Source organism: Chromatiales bacterium, assembly GCA_020445605.1.
GTDB lineage: Bacteria > Pseudomonadota > Gammaproteobacteria > JAGRGH01 > JAGRGH01 > JAGRGH01.
The window spans coordinates 12,454-28,477 of record JAGRGH010000047.1 but is presented as its reverse complement, the minus strand read 5'-3'; the positions used below and the strand labels follow the sequence as shown (position 1 = coordinate 28,477).

General features: G+C 67.6%; 17 protein-coding genes. 12 read left to right on the top strand and 5 right to left on the bottom strand.

The window, feature by feature from the left end:
• Window positions 1–2: 2 nt before the first annotated feature.
• Together KDG50_09805 and KDG50_09800 are read right to left on the bottom strand one after the other, a co-directional pair.
• Entirely contained in the window at window positions 3–1,019 is a 1,017-nt protein-coding gene (locus tag KDG50_09805) for a Fic family protein (protein ID MCB1865713.1), read from the bottom strand.
• Window positions 1,020–1,043: 24 nt separating this feature from the next.
• The gene (locus KDG50_09800) at window positions 1,044–3,107 is read right to left on the bottom strand and encodes a thioredoxin domain-containing protein (GenBank protein MCB1865712.1); all 2,064 of its coding nucleotides are present in this window, start codon (window positions 3,105–3,107) and stop codon (window positions 1,044–1,046) included.
• A 98-nt stretch (window positions 3,108–3,205) separates the two neighbouring features.
• On the opposite strand from KDG50_09800, the gene KDG50_09795 reads away from it, so the two are divergent.
• From KDG50_09795 to KDG50_09755, 9 genes are all read left to right on the top strand, one after another.
• A complete protein-coding gene (locus KDG50_09795) occupies window positions 3,206–4,411 on the top strand; it encodes a class I SAM-dependent rRNA methyltransferase (GenBank protein MCB1865711.1) in 1,206 nt (401 codons plus the stop codon).
• Between the two features lie 6 nt (window positions 4,412–4,417).
• Window positions 4,418–5,212 (top strand): prolipoprotein diacylglyceryl transferase, encoded by a 795-nt coding sequence (locus tag KDG50_09790; GenBank protein ID MCB1865710.1) that lies wholly within the window; start codon window positions 4,418–4,420, stop codon window positions 5,210–5,212.
• A complete protein-coding gene (locus tag KDG50_09785) occupies window positions 5,209–6,003 on the top strand; it encodes a thymidylate synthase (GenBank protein MCB1865709.1) in 795 nt (264 codons plus the stop codon). Before KDG50_09790 ends, KDG50_09785 begins: the two co-directional genes overlap by 4 nt.
• 22 nt (window positions 6,004–6,025) lie before the next feature.
• On the top strand, window positions 6,026–6,394 hold the full coding sequence (locus tag KDG50_09780) for a SirB2 family protein (GenBank protein MCB1865708.1): 369 nt from the start codon (window positions 6,026–6,028) through the stop codon (window positions 6,392–6,394).
• Window positions 6,391–7,710 (top strand): 30S ribosomal protein S12 methylthiotransferase RimO, encoded by a 1,320-nt coding sequence (gene rimO / locus KDG50_09775; GenBank protein MCB1865707.1) that lies wholly within the window; start codon window positions 6,391–6,393, stop codon window positions 7,708–7,710. The genes KDG50_09780 and rimO overlap by 4 nt, the downstream gene beginning before the upstream one ends.
• 14 nt (window positions 7,711–7,724) lie before the next feature.
• Window positions 7,725–7,982: a glutaredoxin gene (locus KDG50_09770; protein MCB1865706.1), complete on the top strand. Its 258-nt coding sequence runs from the start codon at window positions 7,725–7,727 to the stop codon at window positions 7,980–7,982.
• Window positions 7,979–8,656, top strand: coding sequence for an HAD family hydrolase (locus tag KDG50_09765; protein ID MCB1865705.1), 678 nt, complete (start codon window positions 7,979–7,981; stop codon window positions 8,654–8,656). The genes KDG50_09770 and KDG50_09765 overlap by 4 nt, the downstream gene beginning before the upstream one ends.
• A 90-nt stretch (window positions 8,657–8,746) precedes the next feature.
• Window positions 8,747–9,691 (top strand): NmrA family NAD(P)-binding protein, encoded by a 945-nt coding sequence (locus KDG50_09760; GenBank protein ID MCB1865704.1) that lies wholly within the window; start codon window positions 8,747–8,749, stop codon window positions 9,689–9,691.
• A 99-nt stretch (window positions 9,692–9,790) separates the two neighbouring features.
• Window positions 9,791–10,213 carry a hypothetical protein gene (locus tag KDG50_09755; GenBank protein ID MCB1865703.1) on the top strand — a complete coding sequence of 141 codons (423 nt, stop codon included), beginning with the start codon at window positions 9,791–9,793 and terminating at the stop codon, window positions 10,211–10,213.
• A gap of 100 nt (window positions 10,214–10,313) precedes the next feature.
• Here the strand turns inward: KDG50_09755 and KDG50_09750 are convergent, their stop codons facing one another.
• From KDG50_09750 to chrA, 3 genes are all read right to left on the bottom strand, one after another.
• Window positions 10,314–11,378 carry a hypothetical protein gene (locus tag KDG50_09750; protein MCB1865702.1) on the bottom strand — a complete coding sequence of 355 codons (1,065 nt, stop codon included), beginning with the start codon at window positions 11,376–11,378 and terminating at the stop codon, window positions 10,314–10,316.
• Between the two features lie 88 nt (window positions 11,379–11,466).
• Window positions 11,467–12,279, bottom strand: a complete 813-nt coding sequence (locus KDG50_09745; GenBank protein ID MCB1865701.1) for a 23S rRNA (adenine(2030)-N(6))-methyltransferase RlmJ — start codon at window positions 12,277–12,279, stop codon at window positions 11,467–11,469.
• A 5-nt stretch (window positions 12,280–12,284) separates the two neighbouring features.
• Window positions 12,285–13,646: a chromate efflux transporter gene (gene chrA / locus KDG50_09740; protein MCB1865700.1), complete on the bottom strand. Its 1,362-nt coding sequence runs from the start codon at window positions 13,644–13,646 to the stop codon at window positions 12,285–12,287.
• 78 nt (window positions 13,647–13,724) lie between these two features.
• Here chrA and rsmG point away from each other — a divergent pair, with 78 nt between their 5' ends.
• The 3 genes from rsmG to KDG50_09725 are packed head-to-tail and all read left to right on the top strand — an operon-like array spanning window position 13,725 to window position 15,984.
• Entirely contained in the window at window positions 13,725–14,336 is a 612-nt protein-coding gene (gene rsmG, locus KDG50_09735; protein ID MCB1865699.1) for a 16S rRNA (guanine(527)-N(7))-methyltransferase RsmG, read from the top strand.
• 2 nt (window positions 14,337–14,338) lie between these two features.
• Entirely contained in the window at window positions 14,339–15,127 is a 789-nt protein-coding gene (locus tag KDG50_09730) for a ParA family protein (GenBank protein MCB1865698.1), read from the top strand.
• Window positions 15,124–15,984, top strand: a complete 861-nt coding sequence (locus tag KDG50_09725; protein ID MCB1865697.1) for a ParB/RepB/Spo0J family partition protein — start codon at window positions 15,124–15,126, stop codon at window positions 15,982–15,984. The genes KDG50_09730 and KDG50_09725 overlap by 4 nt, the downstream gene beginning before the upstream one ends.
• Window positions 15,985–16,024 lie beyond the last annotated feature (40 nt).

Sequence of the window (16,024 nt, the reverse complement as noted above, 5' to 3'; positions counted from 1 at the left end):
ATTCATTCGTCGTCATGCTGTGAGCACCACTGACGGCCCTTGTCGGTCAAGCGGTATTTCTGCGAGCGGCTGTTCGGTTTTTCCGGGATGGTCATCTCGATCAGACCATCCGCCAGGGCCGGCTTGAGGTAGCGATCGCGGAACGACTTGCGGTCCGAGAGACCCAACGCGGCTTGCAGCGCCTCGCGGCTCATCTTGCCCCGGATCACCTTCAACAGCGCGTCGACTTGGGGGTTGACATGGGGGTCGGCTTGGGGGGTGGCGTTGGTCACGGCGTCCAGGATCATGCGCAACATGAAGGCGACGAAGGGGGCGCAGTCGGTCCGGCGCGTGCTGTCCTGGATGGCCCGGTAATACTCGTCCTGGTGCGCGTGGATCAGGCTTTCGACCGGGAGTTCCGCGAACAGCCGGTTCCAGCGGGCCAGGATCAGGCTTTGCCACAACCGCCCCATGCGGCCATTGCCGTCGGCAAACGGATGGATGAATTCGAACTCGTAGTGGAACACCGAACTGGCGATCAGCGGATGCGCGTCGGTCGCCGTGAGCCAGTCGAACAGATCGGCCATCAATCGCGGCACCCGCTCGGCGGGCGGGGCCATGTGCACCACGCGACTGCCCGCCATCACCCCCACACCGCCGCGCCGATAAGCCCCGGCCTCGTCGATCAGGCCGGCCATCAACAGCCGATGCGCGGCCAGCAGGTCCTTTTCCGCGCCGGGCATCCAGGTCTCGAAGCGGTCGTAAGCGTCCAGCGCGTTGCGCACCTCCTGGACTTCCCTCGGCGGGGCGATGACCCGCTTGCCCTCCAGAATCGCGGTGATCTGCGCCTCGCTCAGGGTATTGCCCTCGATGGCCAACGAGCCGTGAATGCTGCGGATACGGTTGATGCGCCGCAGCCGTAAGGCTCTCGCCTGATCGGTGAGCAAGGTCAACCGCCCTAGGCCAAAGCTGATCGCGGCGACCCGGTTCAAGATTTCGGGGGTGATGGTGTAGGGCGGTTGGTAGGTGGATTTCGTCATGCCGCCCTCACAGATACTTTTTCATCACTGCCTCTTTGCGGCCGGGCGCAGCTGTTCGACGAAGTCGCTGAGCGAATCGACCGGCGCCAGGCATGCGCGGCCGGTGCACACATACGCGGTCACTTCGTCGCGCGGCGTGCGCGCGACGATCAGCTCGGGCAGATCGGCGGCATCGTCCGGGATCGCGAATGCGAGCCGCCGCGGGTGATACCCCTCGAAGGCATGATGCAGCCAGGGGAGCATTGCGGCCTGCGCACCGCGGATCACGCAGAGCGTCGGCGGATACAGCAGTTCCTCGAGCGCGTTCAGCAGCGCGTTGTGCGCATGCGGCGTCTGCTCCATGCCTTCCCAGCCGGCCCTGATCGCGCGTTCGGCCGCATCGGTAAAACGCTGATCGCCCACCAGATGCCCCAGGCGCGCGAGCGCAAACGCCGCCACGCCATTGCCGGCCGGCGTCGCGTCGTCGGTGAACGGCTTGGGCCGCTGGATCAATTGTTCGTGATCGTGTGCGGTGAAAAAGAACCCGCCGCTGGCCGGGTCCTCGAACCGTGCGATCAAGGTCTCGGCCAGCGCGATGGCGAACGTCAGCCAGTCGTCGCGCCAGCGCACCTGCAACAGTTCCAGGACGGCGTCGAGCAGAAACGCGTGGTCGTCGAGGTAGGCCGGCAGGCGAACCTCGCCGTCTTTCGCGGTCGCGTACAGGCGGCCGTCGCGCCACATCCGTGCGTGCAGGAATTCGAGCGCGGCGCTCGCCGCGTCGATCCATTCGCGCTCGCCGAACACGCGCGCCGCACGCGCCAGGCCGCGGATCGCCAGCGCATTCCAGGCCGTCAGAATCTTGTCGTCGAGCCCGGGACGCACGCGCGCGGCGCGGGCCTCTAGCAGTCGTTCGCAGGCTGAATCGATCCGGGACTGGACGTCCTGCACCGTGAGTCCGAAGCGCTGGGCGAGGCTGTCGAGCGAAGTGAACACGTGCGCATGCCAGTGGCCTTCGAAGTTCGCGTCGCGGTCGAAGCCGAAGCGCGCGGCGACGAGTGCGAAGTCATCGCCGAGCAGCTGCGCGAGTTCAGCGCGGGACCAGACATAGAACCGGCCTTCTTCGCCCTCGCTGTCGGCGTCGAGCGCGGAATGGAACGCGCCGTCGGGGCCCTGCATCTCGGTCAGCATCCAGCCGATGGTCGCGCGCACCGTGCGCTCGAACAGCGGCTCGCGGGTCAGCGCCCAGGCGTCCGCGTAGAGCGCGAGCAGCAGGCCGTTGTCGTAGAGCATCTTTTCGAAGTGCGGGATCATCCACAGGTCGTCGACGGAATAACGGCAGAAGCCGCCGCCGATCTGGTCGTTCATGCCGCCTTCGGCCATGCGCACTAGGGTCGTCAGGGCCATCGCCAGCGATTTGCGGTCGGCCTCGCCGCGGTCGCGGGTGTGGGCGTGAAAGCGCAGCAGGCTGTCGATGCTCATCGGGTGCGGAAACTTCGGTGCGCGGCCAAAGCCGCCGTGGCGTGCATCGAAGCTGGATTCCAGCGCGCGGCGGTTGGCGTCCATCGGTCCGGCATTCGGCGCGCCGGCGAGCGGCTCGGCGCCCAGCGCGATCGCATCCAGCGCCGCCTGCACGGAGCGGTTCTGGCGCTCGATGTCGCCGCGCCGCTCGCGCCAGATTTCGTCGATGTTCAGCATCAGGTCGCGAAACGACGGCAGGCCATGTCGCGACTCGGACGGAAAATACGTGCCGGCAAAAAACGGCAGGTGATCGTCGGGGCTCAGGAACACCGTCAGCGGCCAGCCGCCCGCGCGACGCGCGAGCAGGTGGTGGGCGGTCTGGTAGATCTTGTCGAGGTCCGGGCGTTCCTCGCGGTCGACCTTGATGTTCACGAACAACCGGTTCATGAGCGCGGCGGTGTCGTCATCCTCGAACGACTCGTGCGCCATGACATGGCACCAGTGGCAGGCCGAGTAGCCGATCGACAGCAGGATCGGGCGCCCCTCGGCGCGGGCGCGTTTCAGCGCCTCCGAGCCCCACTCATACCAGTCGACCGGGTTGTCGGCGTGCTGGCGCAGGTACGGACTCGTGGCGTGCTGCAGGCGATTCATGGGCGGATGGCTGGGGGGCGCGGCGGGCGCGCATTGTTACACGCGGGGGCCGATCCGGCGTCGGCTATACTTTCGCGCCCGTTCACCCGACCCGCCCGATGTCCGCCACCGACCGAGCTCCGCTGCGCCTGAAACCCCGCGAGGACCGCCGCCTGCGCGCCGGCCACCTGTGGGTCTATTCCAACGAGGTCGATACCCAGGCGACCCCGCTGACGGCGCTTGCGCCCGGCGATCCGGTGGACATCATCGCGGCCTCCGGTCGCTGGCTCGGCTGGGGCTATGCGAACCCGCACACCCTGCTGGCCGCGCGCGTGCTCGGCCGCGAACGCTCCGGCCGGCTCGACCCGGCCTGGCTCGAGGCGCGCATCCGCCAGGCCCTGGCACTGCGCGTGCGCCGGTATGAAGGCACTGCCTACCGGCTGGTGTTCGGCGAATCCGACGGTCTGCCGGGCCTGGTCGTGGACCGCTACGGGGCCGTGCTGGTCGTGCAGATCACCACGGCCGGGATGGAGCGCGTGCGCGAACTGGTCTTCGATGCCCTCGAAGCGGTGCTCGCGCCCGCGGCAATCGTCGTGCGCGGCGATTCCGGCCTGCGCGCGCTCGAGCACCTCGACGAAACCAGCGGCGTGGTGCGCGGAAAGCTTGCGGAACCGGTCGTGATCGAAGAGCACGGCGTGCGGCACGCGATCGACGTGCTGCATGGTCAGAAGACCGGCTGGTTCTTCGATCAGCGCGACAACCGGGCCGCGATGCTGCCGTATGCGCGGGATGCGCGCGTGCTGGATGTGTGCAGCTATATCGGCGCCTGGGGGCTCGGCCTCGCGCAGGCCGGTGCGCGCGAGGCGCTGCTGGTCGACAGCTCCGCCGTGGCGCTCGGTCAGGCGCGCGTGGGCGCGGCCGCGAACGGGCTCGACGAACGAGTGTCGTTCGTGCAGTCCGACGCGTTTGACGCGCTGCAGTCGTTCGCAGCGGACGGCCAGTCGTTCGACATCGTCGTGCTCGATCCGCCGGCGTTCATCAAGCGTCGGAAGGACGCGAAGGCCGGCACGGCCGCCTATGCGCGACTCGCCCAGGCGGGGCTTCGCGTGCTCGCGCCCGGCGGCATTCTGGTGAACTGTTCGTGTTCCTATCACCTGCCGGCCGATGAACTGCTTGCACTGACGCAGAACGCCGCGCAGCGCGCGGAGCGCACGCTGCAATGCATCCATCGCGGCGGCCAGGGCGCGGATCATCCCGTGCATCCGGCGATGCCAGAAACCGCCTATCTGAAGTGTTTCGCACTGCGCGCCCTGGACCTCGCCTGAGCGCCGATGCTGTTTCCGAACTTCGATCCCGTTGCGTTTCACCTCGGGCCGCTGGCGGTGCGCTGGTACGGGCTCATGTATCTGCTCGGCTTCGTGGGTTTCTGGCTGCTGGGACGCCGGCGTGCGCGGCAGGGTTTCCGCGGCATTTCCGCGCCCATGGTCGACGACCTGATCGTCTGGGGCGGGTTCGGCGTGATCCTCGGCGGTCGCATCGGTCATGCGCTGTTCTATGGTTTCGACCGCGTGCGCGACGACCCGCTGTCGCTGCTGCGCATCTGGGAAGGCGGCATGTCGTTTCACGGCGGGCTGCTCGGTGTCATCGTTGCGATGGCCCTGTATGCGCGCGTGCGCCGGATCGAATTCTTTCGCGTCGCGGACTTCGTCGCACCGCTGGTGCCGATCGGGCTGTTTGCGGGCCGCATCGGCAACTTCATCAATGGCGAACTGTGGGGGCGGGTGTCCGACCTGCCCTGGGCCATGGTGTTTCCGTACGCCGGGCGCGAACCGCGACATCCGTCCATGCTCTATGAGGCGCTGCTCGAGGGCGTGCTGCTGTTCGCCGTGCTGTGGCTGTATTCGCGCCGGCCGCGTGCGCTGGGTTCGGTCAGCGGCCTGTTCCTGATCGGCTACGGGCTGTCGCGGTTCCTGGTCGAATTCGTGCGCGAACCGGATCGCCACATCGGCTTCCTGGCATTTGACTGGCTGACCATGGGCCAGTTGCTGTCGTTGCCGATGATCGTTTTCGGGCTCGCATTGATGTGGCTGGCGCAGCGTCGGCCCGCCACGGTGGCCGGCGCGTGAAGCAGTACCTCGACCTCATGCGCCATGTGCGCGACCACGGCACGCGCAAGGAAGACCGCACGGGCACCGGCACGCTGAGTGTGTTCGGTCACCAGATGCGCTTCGATCTGGCCGATGGGTTTCCGTGTGTGACGACCAAGAAGCTGCACCTGCGTTCGATCATCCACGAGCTGCTGTGGTTCCTGCGTGGCGACACCAACGTCCGGTATCTGAACGACAACGGCGTGACGATCTGGGACGAGTGGGCCGATGGGCAGGGCAACCTCGGGCCGGTCTATGGTTATCAGTGGCGGTCCTGGCCCGCGCCGGACGGCCGGCACATCGACCAGATCAGCGACGTCGTCGAGTCCATCCGCCGCAATCCGGATTCGCGCCGGCTCATGGTCAGCGCGTGGAACGTCGCCGATGTCGAACGCATGGCACTGCCGCCGTGCCATGCGCTGTTCCAGTTCTATGTCGCCGGCGGGCGGCTGTCCTGTCAGCTGTATCAGCGCAGTGCCGACATCTTCCTGGGCGTGCCGTTCAACATCGCCTCGTATGCGCTGCTGACCATGATGATCGCGCAGGTCACCGGTCTGGAACCGGGTGATTTCGTGCACACCTTCGGTGACGCACACCTGTATCTGAACCATCTCGATCAGGTCGAAACCCAGCTCGCGCGCGAGCCGTTCGCACTGCCGACGATGCGCATCGATCCGTCCGTGCGCAGTCTGTTTGATTTCCGGTTCGAGCACTTCACGCTCGAGCGCTATCAGTGCCATCCGGCGATCAAGGCGCCGGTGGCCGTATAACTCCAGCATCAGGGAGCCAGCAATGGATCTGAAACTTGTCCACGCCGTGATCGCCGCCGCCTCGGTGCTGCTGTTCGTGATACGCGGGCTTTATCTCATCGCGAGCATGGGGCGTGCACGCGGCTTCGCGATGCGCGCACTGCCGCCGATCGTCGACACGCTGCTGCTCGCGAGCGGCATCTGGCTCGCCGTGAAGATCGGCTTTGATCCGGCGCGTGACACCTGGCTGGATGCAAAGCTCGCCGGTGTCGTCGCCTACATCGTGCTGGGCATTCTGGCCTTCCGCGGACGTACCCGCGGCGCGCGTGTAACGGCCTTTGTTCTGGCGCTCGTTGCCGTTGCCTACGTCTACCTGACCGCAATGCACCGGACGCCGCTGCCGCTGGTATGAGCGAACGTTTGCCGCGGGTCGGATTCGTCAGCCTGGGCTGTCCGAAGGCGCTCGTCGATTCCGAGCGCATCCTGACGCAGTTGCGCACGGATGGTTATGAGATCGCGCCGGACTACGCCTCGGCCGATCTCGTCGTCGTCAATACCTGCGGCTTCATCGATGCGGCGAAGGCCGAGTCGCTGGAGGCCATCGGCGAGGCGCTCGAGGAGAACGGCCGCGTCATCGTCACGGGTTGTCTGGGTGCGCATGCCGACGAAGTGCTGGGCGCGCATCCGAATGTGCTCGCAGTGACCGGGCCGCATGCGACCGACGCGGTCGTCAGTGCGGTGCGCCTGAACCTGCCGCCGCCAGCGCCGGACGCATTCACGTCACTCGTTCCCGCGCAGGGCATCAAGCTCACGCCGCGACATTACGCGTATCTGAAGATCTCCGAGGGCTGCAATCATCGCTGCAGCTTCTGCATCATTCCGCAGCTGCGCGGCGATCTGGTCAGCCGGCGCATCGACGATGTCATGGTCGAGGCCGAGCGACTCGTCGCCGCGGGCGTGAAGGAACTGCTCGTCATTTCGCAGGACACCAGCGCATACGGCGTGGACCGGCGCTATGAACGCGCGTTTCATGCCGGGCGGCCGCTGCGCACCAATCTGCATGACCTGTGCGATGCGCTCGGCGGTCTCGGCGTGTGGGTGCGACTGCACTATGTCTATCCGTATCCGCACGTCGACGACATCATTCCGCTCATGGCCGCCGGCCGCGTGCTGCCGTATCTGGACATCCCGTTCCAGCATGCCAGCGCGCGCATCCTCAAGGCGATGAAGCGTCCGGCGGCTGCCGAGAACACGCTCGCGCGCATCGCCGCATGGCGCAGGCAGGTGCCCGAGCTCACGCTGCGTTCGACCTTCATCGTCGGCTTTCCGGGCGAGACCGACGCCGAGTTCGAGGAACTGCTCGCGTTTCTGCGCGAGGCGCGGATCGATCGCCTTGGCTGCTTCGAGTATTCGCCGGTCGAGGGTGCGCCCGCGAACATGCTCGCGAACCCCGTGCCGGACGAGATCAAGCGCGAACGCTATGATCGGCTCATGCAGTTGCAGGCGCAGATCAGCGCCGCGCGGCTCGGCGAGCGGATCGGCTCGGAGATCGAGGTGCTGATCGACGACTGCGATGCCGAGGCCGCGATCGGCCGTGGCCCGGGCGATGCGCCGGAGATCGACGGTCGTGTTTACCTGCCGGGCTACGAGGCTGCGCCCGGCAGCGTGGTGCGCGCGCGCATCATCGATGCCGATGCGTACGATCTTTTCGCCGAACCGATCAACTGAACGCGGGGACGAACATGGCGAGGGTCAAGGTCTACTCCACCGGACAATGCCCGATGTGCGCACGCACGAAGGCGCTGCTCGCGAAATGGAACATCGGATTCGATGAAGTGCGCGTCGACGGGGATCGTTCGGCATTGCGCGAGTTTGCGAAGATCACCAACGGCGCGCGCACGGTGCCGCAAATCACCATCGACGGGCGCTGGATCGGCGGCTTCAGCGAACTGACCGAACTGCACATGGGTGGCGAGCTCGACGCGCTGGTCGGCGCGTGATCGAAGGCCTGCGCCTGCTGACGATTGATCTGGACGACACCCTGTGGCCCTGCTGGCCGACCATCGAGGCCGCAGAGCAGAGCCTGAAACGCTGGATCGGGCAACACGCCCCGCGTGCCGCGCATGACTACGATCCGCTCGCGATGCGCACCGGTCGGCGGCTGATCGTTCGCGACTGTCCGCATCTGGCGCACGATCTCACCGCACTGCGGCTCGAGGCGTTGACCCGTCTGTTCGCCGCGCATGGCTATGACGCGGAGCTTGCAAGCGCCGCATCCGAACACTTCGTCAACGAGCGTCAGAAGGTCGATCCGTATCCCGAGGTCATCGACACCCTGCGTGCGCTGCGTCGGCATGTCGTGCTTGCGTCGGTGACCAATGGCAACGCGGCAATCGAACGTACGCCGCTGGCCGGGCTGTTCGAGCTTTCGCTGACTGCGGCGGAGGTCGGCGCCATGCGTCCTGATCCGGCGCTGTTCAACGCCGCGCTCACGCATTTCGGCGTAAGTCCAGACGAGGCCGCGCATGTCGGTGACGATCCGGTGCTCGATGTCGGCGCGGCGCGTGCCGTCGGCATGCGCGCGATCTGGCTGGACCGGTTCGGGCGCGACTGGCCCGCGGAGCACATCGCGCCGGACGCGCGTGTCACGACGCTTGCCGACCTGCTGCCCTGACTTCCGCGCAGGCCGCCACCCGATTCCATTGACCGCCGCACGGGCGCGGTCGTAGCCTCTGCCGATCGGGGCCGGTCGGTTCAAATCACCATGAGTGCCAGGAAGATTCTTGTTGTGGTCGGTGCGACCGGCGCACAGGGCGGCGGTCTCGCGCACGCCGTGCTGTCCGATCCGCAGTCCGGTTATCTGGTGCGTGCACTGACGCGCAAGCCGGATTCCGCGCGCGCACAGGCACTTGCCGCACAGGGCGCGCAGATCGTCGCGGCCGATCTGGACGACGCAAACTCGCTGCGTGCGGCGTTTGCAGGCGCCGATGCGGCATTCTGCGTGACGAACTTCTGGGAGCACTTCTCGCCCGAGCGCGAGATCGCGCAGGTCAGGAACATGGCCGAGGCCGCGGTGTTCGCCGGGCTCCGGCATGTCGTCTGGTCGACGCTCGAAGACACCCGCCGCTGGATGTCACTCGACGACCCGCGCATGCCCACGCTCATGGGCCATTACAAGGTGCCGCACTTCGACGGCAAGGGGGAGGCCGACGCGGTGTTCGCCGCGCTGGGCGTGCCGACCACCCGTCTTCTGACCTCGTTCTACTGGGACAACCTGATCCATTTCGGCATGGGGCCGAAGCGCAACGCCGCCGGACGACTGGTGTTCGCGCTGCCGATGGGCGATGCGCGCCTGCCGGGAATCGCGGCCGCGGACATCGGCCGCTGCGTCCTCGGCCTTCTGCGCCGTGGCGACGATTTCGTCGGGCGCATGGTGGGTATTGCCGGCGAGATGCCCACCGGGGCGGAAATGGCCGGTGTTCTGGCCGATGGACTCGGCGAGCCCGTCGACTATCAGGCGATGGAGCCGGCGGCCTATCGCGCGCTCGGATTCCCCGGCGCCGAGGACCTCGGCAACATGTTCCAGTTCAAGCGCGACTTCAATGCCGGTTTCTGCGCCGCCCGCGATCCGCAGCTGGCGCGCGTGCTGAACCCGGAGCTGAAAAGCTTTCGGGACTGGGTGGCCGAAAACGCCGGCGCGCTGCGTTGAGTGAGTCGTCTCGGTCCGGACCCGTACGATAGTTACCCGATGGCGCGCGCCAACCCGGTGTGCGCCGCACCCTACCCAACCAATAGGAGTTTGCTTCGTATGAATCGCAGAGGTTTTGTGCGCATGGCGTTTGCCGGGGCCGCCGCCGGAATCGTGTTGCCGCGTCAGGTGCTGGCCGAGGGCATGCCAGGCATGGCCGGTGGCGTCTATTACACCAAGGATGCCCCGGGCCGCTGGAGCAAGAAGGTCGCCGGCCATCTGCCGCAGATCGAGGCGCAGAAGGGTGCCGCCGGGGTTACGATCCAGGTGGTCACGCCGCACGAGATGAAGGGCTTCGAGCACTACATCGTCAAGCACACGGTCCTGAATCAGGACTTCGGCTTTGTAAACGAGACGATGTTCGATCCGAACAAGGACACGACGCCGCTGTCGCGCTACGAACTCGGCGCTTACAGCGGCCGCATCTACGTGCTCAGCATGTGCAACAAGCACGACGTCTGGCTGAACGCAGCGGACGTCTGAGCTGCGGAAACGCGAACGCCGCCCGCAGGGGCGGCGTTCAGGTCTGGATGGGTTGCGTTTTCCGGTCGAGCGCTGTTTGCGGGCGGACGCGCCAGCGTGGTCAGTTCGCGCGCCATCGCCTCAGCAGGGGTAACGAAAGCGCAATCAGTGTCAGGCTCGCCGGTGCCGGAACACTCGCGAAGCGGATGCGCCAGACGTTCTGGCTGCTTTGTTCCGAGATGTACAGATCGCCCGTGGCGGGATCGATCGCCAGTCCGGCCGGTTCGTTGAAACCCGTCGCAACGACCTGCTCGTTGCCGTTGGCGTCATAACGCAGCACGCGGCTCAGGCCGATGCCAGGATCCTCCGTTACATACAGCCAGCCGCCGAATCCGAATTCCAGATTGTCGGGGTGAAACAGCGTCGAGCCGGGCGCGAGCGCGAACACGCTGGTCGTCCCGTTCCCCGCGACCCTGAGAATGCGGTCGTTCAGCGTTTCCGAGACATACAGGGCCGGGGTGGCCGCGCCGCCAAAGTCTCCGAACGCCATGCCTTCGGGTCGCTGGAGCCCCGCGCCTGCGCCGACCAGTATCGTGGGGGTCGCGTTGTTTCCGGCCAGTTCCAGTTTCAGCAGGCGGCCGTTGCTGAGGTCTTCGCTGATGAGCAGGTCGCCCGCGTTGCCGTACGCATTTGAACCGGTCAGCGTAACCAGGCCCTCGACGTTGCTGGTCGGCGTGGCACCCGTGGAAATACTGGTTGCTGTCGCCGACTGCGGGGTGTTCGAGCCGTCATAGGTCACGTCCATGCGATATACGCGACCGGTGGTCTGTGCGGGTGTGAGTTCCACCGTGAAATGAAACGCGCCCGACGGGTGCGAATCGATCTGGTCCACGCCGGAGATGTTGCTGATCAGGCGCACCACGGTGCCCGTCGTCTTGTCGATGTACGACACACCGCCGTTGCCGATGACCTCGAGCGCGGCGAACAGGTTGCCGTGGCTGTCGAACGTGAGTCCGTCGACCCGCAGCAGGTTCAGCGGATCGTGCGCGACCAGCTCCAGCGTGCCGAGCGCGGTGTCGGCGAGCATCGGCACCGCGCGGCTCGAAGCGGAAATCAGGGCGGCGAGCGCGAACACGAGGCCCGCACCGGCACGTTTCAGGGATTGGCGGCCTGGCGTCTGGTGCATGGTTGAGGCTGAGTGCGTCGGATCACGACGGCGAAGCTGGAATGTAAGCGCAAACGGCGCTGGCGTCGCGGACCTGGTTCGCGATTGTCTACGGTGTCCCTTGAGCAGCCAGGCGTGGCCGCAGCCAGTCGACCGCGTCGGCCAGATCCCGGTCGAGTTTCCACGGCGGATTGATCACGAGCACGCCGCCGCCGGTTAGGCCGCGCGCCGAACCGGCCGCGCGCGGCTCGAGCTGGATGCGCAGCGGCGAGCCGGGTGCGGCGCGCTCGACCGCGCGCAGCATGCGTTCGACGGGTGCGCCCGCGAGGACCGGGTACCAGAGCAGGTACACCCCGGTCGCGAAACGCTTGAGTGCGTCCTCCAGCGCCCGCGGCACGTCCTGATAATCGCGATCCAGTTCATAGCTCGGGTCGATCATCACCAGTGCGCGCCGCTCCAGCGGCGGCAGCCGTGCGCGCAGCCCGGCGAGCCCGTCGGACTGCTCGATCTGCACGCGTCGGTGTGCCGGTGGTGCCGCGCCAAGCCGTGCGCAATCGTCCGGATGCAGTTCGTAGAGCGCCATGCGATCTTCGCCACGCAGCAGGCGTGCGGCGATCGCGGGCGAGCCCGGATACCAGCGCAGCTCGCCGTCGCGGTTTTCCGCGTGAATGCACTTGAGGTAGCGCGCGACGGCCGCTGGCGCGTCCTGCGCCTGCCAGATTCGTTCGACTCCGCTCGCCGCCTCGCCGGTCTTGCGGGCCTGCTCACTGGCGAGGTCGTAGCGGCCGGCCCCGGCGTGGGTTTCTAGATACAGCAGCGGCCTGGGTTTCTCGACCAGGCGCGCAAGCGTCGCGGCCAGCGCGACGTGCTTGAGCACATCGGCATGGTTGCCGGCATGAAACGCGTGGCGGTAGCCGAGCATGCGTTCTAGAACATCCAGTGATGCAGCAGGCCGGCCGCAGCGCAGGCCGCGAGCACGGGCATGATGCCGATTTTCCAGCGCCACAGGGCCAGGAACGCCGCAACCGAGATGGCCAGCGCGAACCATTCGAACCGGCCGCTGAACGGCGCATCGGTGCCCGCATCCGGCCACAGCACGTGCCAGGCGAAGAACACGGCGAGGTTCAGGATCACGCCGACGACGGCCGCGGTGATCGCGGTGAGCGGCGCGGTGAACTTGATGTCGTGGCGCGTCGCCTCGACCGCCGGTGCGCCGATCAGGATGAACAGAAACGACGGCAGGAACGTGAACAGCGTCGCGACCGCCGCGCCCGCCATGCCGGCCGCGGCCAGCAGGTCCGGCCCGAACAGCGCCTTGGTCCAGCCGCCGACGAAGCCGACGAACGCGACGACCATGATCAGCGGTCCGGGCGTGGTCTCGCCGAGCGCCAGCCCGTCGATCATCTGCGGACCGGTCAGCCACTGATAGGTCTCCACGCCGCCCTGGTAGACATACGGCAGCACCGCATACGCGCCGCCGAAGGTCACCAGCGCCGCCTTGGTGAAGAACCAGCCCATCTGCGTGAGCGTGCCGTCCACGCCCCAGCGCAGGTACAGCGCCGCTTCCACGGCCACCCAAAGGCCGAGACCCACGGCGCCGATCGCAATCGTTCGCGGCCAGCTGAACCGGCCCCAGGCCGGCGGTGGTGTGTCGTCGTCGATCAGGGCCGGACCGCTGCCGGCGTGGCCGCCGCCATGGCCGCCGCCGCCGCGGAACCGCTCGGGGGTGATGCGGCCGCCGACGAGCCCGATCACCGCCGCGCCGACCACGATCAGCGGGAACGGCACGTGCAGCGCGAAGATCGCGACGAACGCGGCCGCCGCGAGCGCCCAGAGCAGGCCGTTGCGCAGCGCGCGCGAGCCGATGCGCCAGGCCGCATGCACGACGATGGCCGTGACCGCGGGCTTGATGCCGTAGAGCACGGCGGCGACCGCGGGCACATCCCCGAAGGCCAGATAGATCCAGGTCAGCGCGCCGAGGATCACCAGCGACGGCAGCACGAACAGCGCGCCGGCGGCGATGCCGCCGCGTATCCCGTGCAGCAGCCAGCCGATATAGGTCGCCAGCTGCTGCGCCTCCGGTCCCGGCAGCACCATCGTGTAATTCAGGGCGTGCAGGAAGCGCCGTTCGCTGATCCAGCGCCGGCGCTCGACGAGTTCCTGGTGCATCATCGCGATCTGCCCGGCCGGACCGCCGAAGCTGATGAAGCCGAGCTTCAGCCAGTAGCGCAAAGCGGTGGTGAACGCGACCGGAGCCGGTCGCGACGGCGTGGTGTCGGCGTGGTCCATGGGGCGGTCGGTCAGTGGCGGGCGGGCCGCGCATCATACGCCGCAGCACCAGTAGCGACCCCTGCGATAATCGCCGGCATGACGACTGCGGCTGAACTGACAGGGCTGGGATTCGCGCTGACACCCGCGCAGGCCGCGGCGCTGGACGCCTATCTCGACCTGCTCGAGAAGTGGAACCGCGTGCACAATCTCACCGCCGTGCGCGACCGCGCGCAGATGGTCACCCGGCATCTGGCCGACAGCCTCAGCGTGCGCGAGTGGATCGCAGGTCAACGCGTTGCGGATGTCGGGTCCGGGGCCGGGCTGCCCGGGGTGCCGCTGGCGATCGTGCTGCCCGAAACGCACTTCGCCCTGGTCGAACCGCGTGCCAAGCGTGTGCGGTTCCTGCGCCAGGTCGCGATCGAGCTTCGATTGCACAACGTCGAGGTCGTCGCGAGCCGTGCCGAGGATCACCAGCCGGCCGTGCCCTACGACTGCGTGGTCACCCGGGCGTTCGCGGCGCTTTCTGATATGCTCGCCGCGACCCGGCACCTGCTGCGCCCGGGAGGGCTCTGGGTCGCGATGAAAGGGCGCATCGACAATTCCGAACTCGCCACGGTCGCCCCGGGCCTCGCGCCGCGCATCGAGCGCCTGAACGCCGCGGGAACGGCGGCCGAGCGCCACGCGGTTCTCCTCACCCGTCCGGTCTGAACATGGCACGCACCATCGCCGTCACGAACCAGAAAGGCGGGGTCGGCAAGACGACGACCAGCGTGAACCTCGCTGCGGCGCTGGCCCTGAGCGGCCAGCGCGTGCTGCTGGTCGACATGGACCCGCAGGGCAACGCAACGGTCGGTTCCGGCGTCGCCAAGAATGACCTGAACACCACGGTGCTGGACGTGCTGCTCGGCGAAGCGGCGGCCGCCTCGGCACTCGTCACGCCCGCTGAGGCCGGCTTCGACGTGCTGCCCGCCAACGGTGACCTCACCGCCGCGGAGGTCGAGCTGTTGCAGATCAGCGGCCGCGAGCGGCGGCTGCGCTCGGCGCTGGAAGGCGTGCGCGATCGCTACGATTTCATACTCGTCGACTGCCCGCCGTCGCTGAACATGCTCACCGTGAATGCGCTGGTTGCGGCCGACGGTGTGCTGGTGCCGCTGCAGTGCGAGTACTACGCGCTCGAGGGCCTGACGGCGCTCATGACGACGATTGATCGGGTGCGCGAGCAGGCGAACCCGGCGCTGCGCATCGACGGCATCCTGCGTACCATGTACGACCCGCGCAACAACCTCGCCACGCAGGTCTCGGCCCAGTTGATCATGCATTTCGCCGACAAGGTCTACCGCACCGTCATCCCGCGCAACGTCCGGCTCGCCGAGGCGCCGAGCCACGGCGTGCCGGTCACGCTGTACGACCGCGCCTCGCGCGGATCGCTTTCTTATCTGGCGCTGGCCAGCGAGATGCTGCACCGCTACCGGCGCGAGCCGCAGGCGCAGCCGGCTTGAGCACGCGCAAACGCGGACTCGGCCGCGGGCTCGACGCACTGCTCGGCGGCGCGGTGGCGGCCAGCGCGCCGACGCCGGCGGCCGGCGAGCGGGTCTTGCAGCTCGGCGTCGACCAGCTCAGACGCGGCCGGTTCCAGCCGCGCGGCCATTTCGACCAGGAAGCGCTCGAGGAACTTGCAGAATCCATCCGCGCCCAGGGGCTGGTGCAGCCCATCGTCGCGCGACCGGTCGACGCCGACCGCTACGAGATCATCGCTGGGGAACGTCGCTGGCGCGCCGCGCAGATCGCCGGCCTGAAAGACGTGCCCGTCGTCGTGCGTGATGTGCCGGACCAGGCCGCCATGGCCATGGCGCTGATCGAGAACATCCAGCGCGAGGACCTCAACCCGTTGGAAGAGGCCACGGCCCTGAGCCGCCTGCAACGCGAATTCGAGCTGACCCACCAGCAGATCGCCGAGACCGTGGGCAAATCCCGTGCGACCGTCACCAACCTGCTGCGGCTGCTGGAACTGAACCTCGACGTCAAGGAGCGGCTGGACCGCGGCGACATCGAGATGGGTCACGCGCGCGCACTGTTGGCGCTCAACGGGCAGGCGCAGAGCGATGCGGCCCGGCATGCGTCCGAGCAGGGCCTGAGCGTGCGTCAGACCGAGGCGCTGGTGCGCCGGCTCGCCAATCCGCAGCCGGCAGCCGCGAAGCCCGCGCGCGATCCGAACGTCGAGCGGCTGCAGCACGATCTCGGCGAACGGCTCGGCGCGAAGGTCGAGATCAGCTCGGACCCGAAGGGCCGCGGGCGGCTCGTGATCGGCTTCAACAGTCTCGACGAACTCGACGGCATCCTCGCGCACATCCGCTGACGGCCCCGGGTTGGGGATGTGGCGCAGATCACAGTGTTGT

What these genes read in the sequence shown, in the direction of transcription:
- KDG50_09805 (MCB1865713.1), bottom strand. Translation starts at nt 1,019, where the DNA reads ATGACGAAATCCACCTACCAACCGCCCTACACCATCACCCCCGAAATC.
- KDG50_09800 (MCB1865712.1), bottom strand. Translation starts at nt 3,107, where the DNA reads ATGAATCGCCTGCAGCACGCCACGAGTCCGTACCTGCGCCAGCACGCC.
- KDG50_09795 (MCB1865711.1), top strand. Translation starts at nt 3,206, where the DNA reads ATGTCCGCCACCGACCGAGCTCCGCTGCGCCTGAAACCCCGCGAGGAC.
- KDG50_09790 (MCB1865710.1), top strand. Translation starts at nt 4,418, where the DNA reads ATGCTGTTTCCGAACTTCGATCCCGTTGCGTTTCACCTCGGGCCGCTG.
- KDG50_09780 (MCB1865708.1), top strand. Translation starts at nt 6,026, where the DNA reads ATGGATCTGAAACTTGTCCACGCCGTGATCGCCGCCGCCTCGGTGCTG.
- rimO (MCB1865707.1), top strand. Translation starts at nt 6,391, where the DNA reads ATGAGCGAACGTTTGCCGCGGGTCGGATTCGTCAGCCTGGGCTGTCCG.
- KDG50_09770 (MCB1865706.1), top strand. Translation starts at nt 7,725, where the DNA reads ATGGCGAGGGTCAAGGTCTACTCCACCGGACAATGCCCGATGTGCGCA.
- KDG50_09760 (MCB1865704.1), top strand. Translation starts at nt 8,747, where the DNA reads ATGAGTGCCAGGAAGATTCTTGTTGTGGTCGGTGCGACCGGCGCACAG.
- KDG50_09755 (MCB1865703.1), top strand. Translation starts at nt 9,791, where the DNA reads ATGAATCGCAGAGGTTTTGTGCGCATGGCGTTTGCCGGGGCCGCCGCC.
- KDG50_09750 (MCB1865702.1), bottom strand. Translation starts at nt 11,378, where the DNA reads ATGCACCAGACGCCAGGCCGCCAATCCCTGAAACGTGCCGGTGCGGGC.
- KDG50_09745 (MCB1865701.1), bottom strand. Translation starts at nt 12,279, where the DNA reads ATGCTCGGCTACCGCCACGCGTTTCATGCCGGCAACCATGCCGATGTG.
- chrA (MCB1865700.1), bottom strand. Translation starts at nt 13,646, where the DNA reads ATGGACCACGCCGACACCACGCCGTCGCGACCGGCTCCGGTCGCGTTC.
- rsmG (MCB1865699.1), top strand. Translation starts at nt 13,725, where the DNA reads ATGACGACTGCGGCTGAACTGACAGGGCTGGGATTCGCGCTGACACCC.
- KDG50_09730 (MCB1865698.1), top strand. Translation starts at nt 14,339, where the DNA reads ATGGCACGCACCATCGCCGTCACGAACCAGAAAGGCGGGGTCGGCAAG.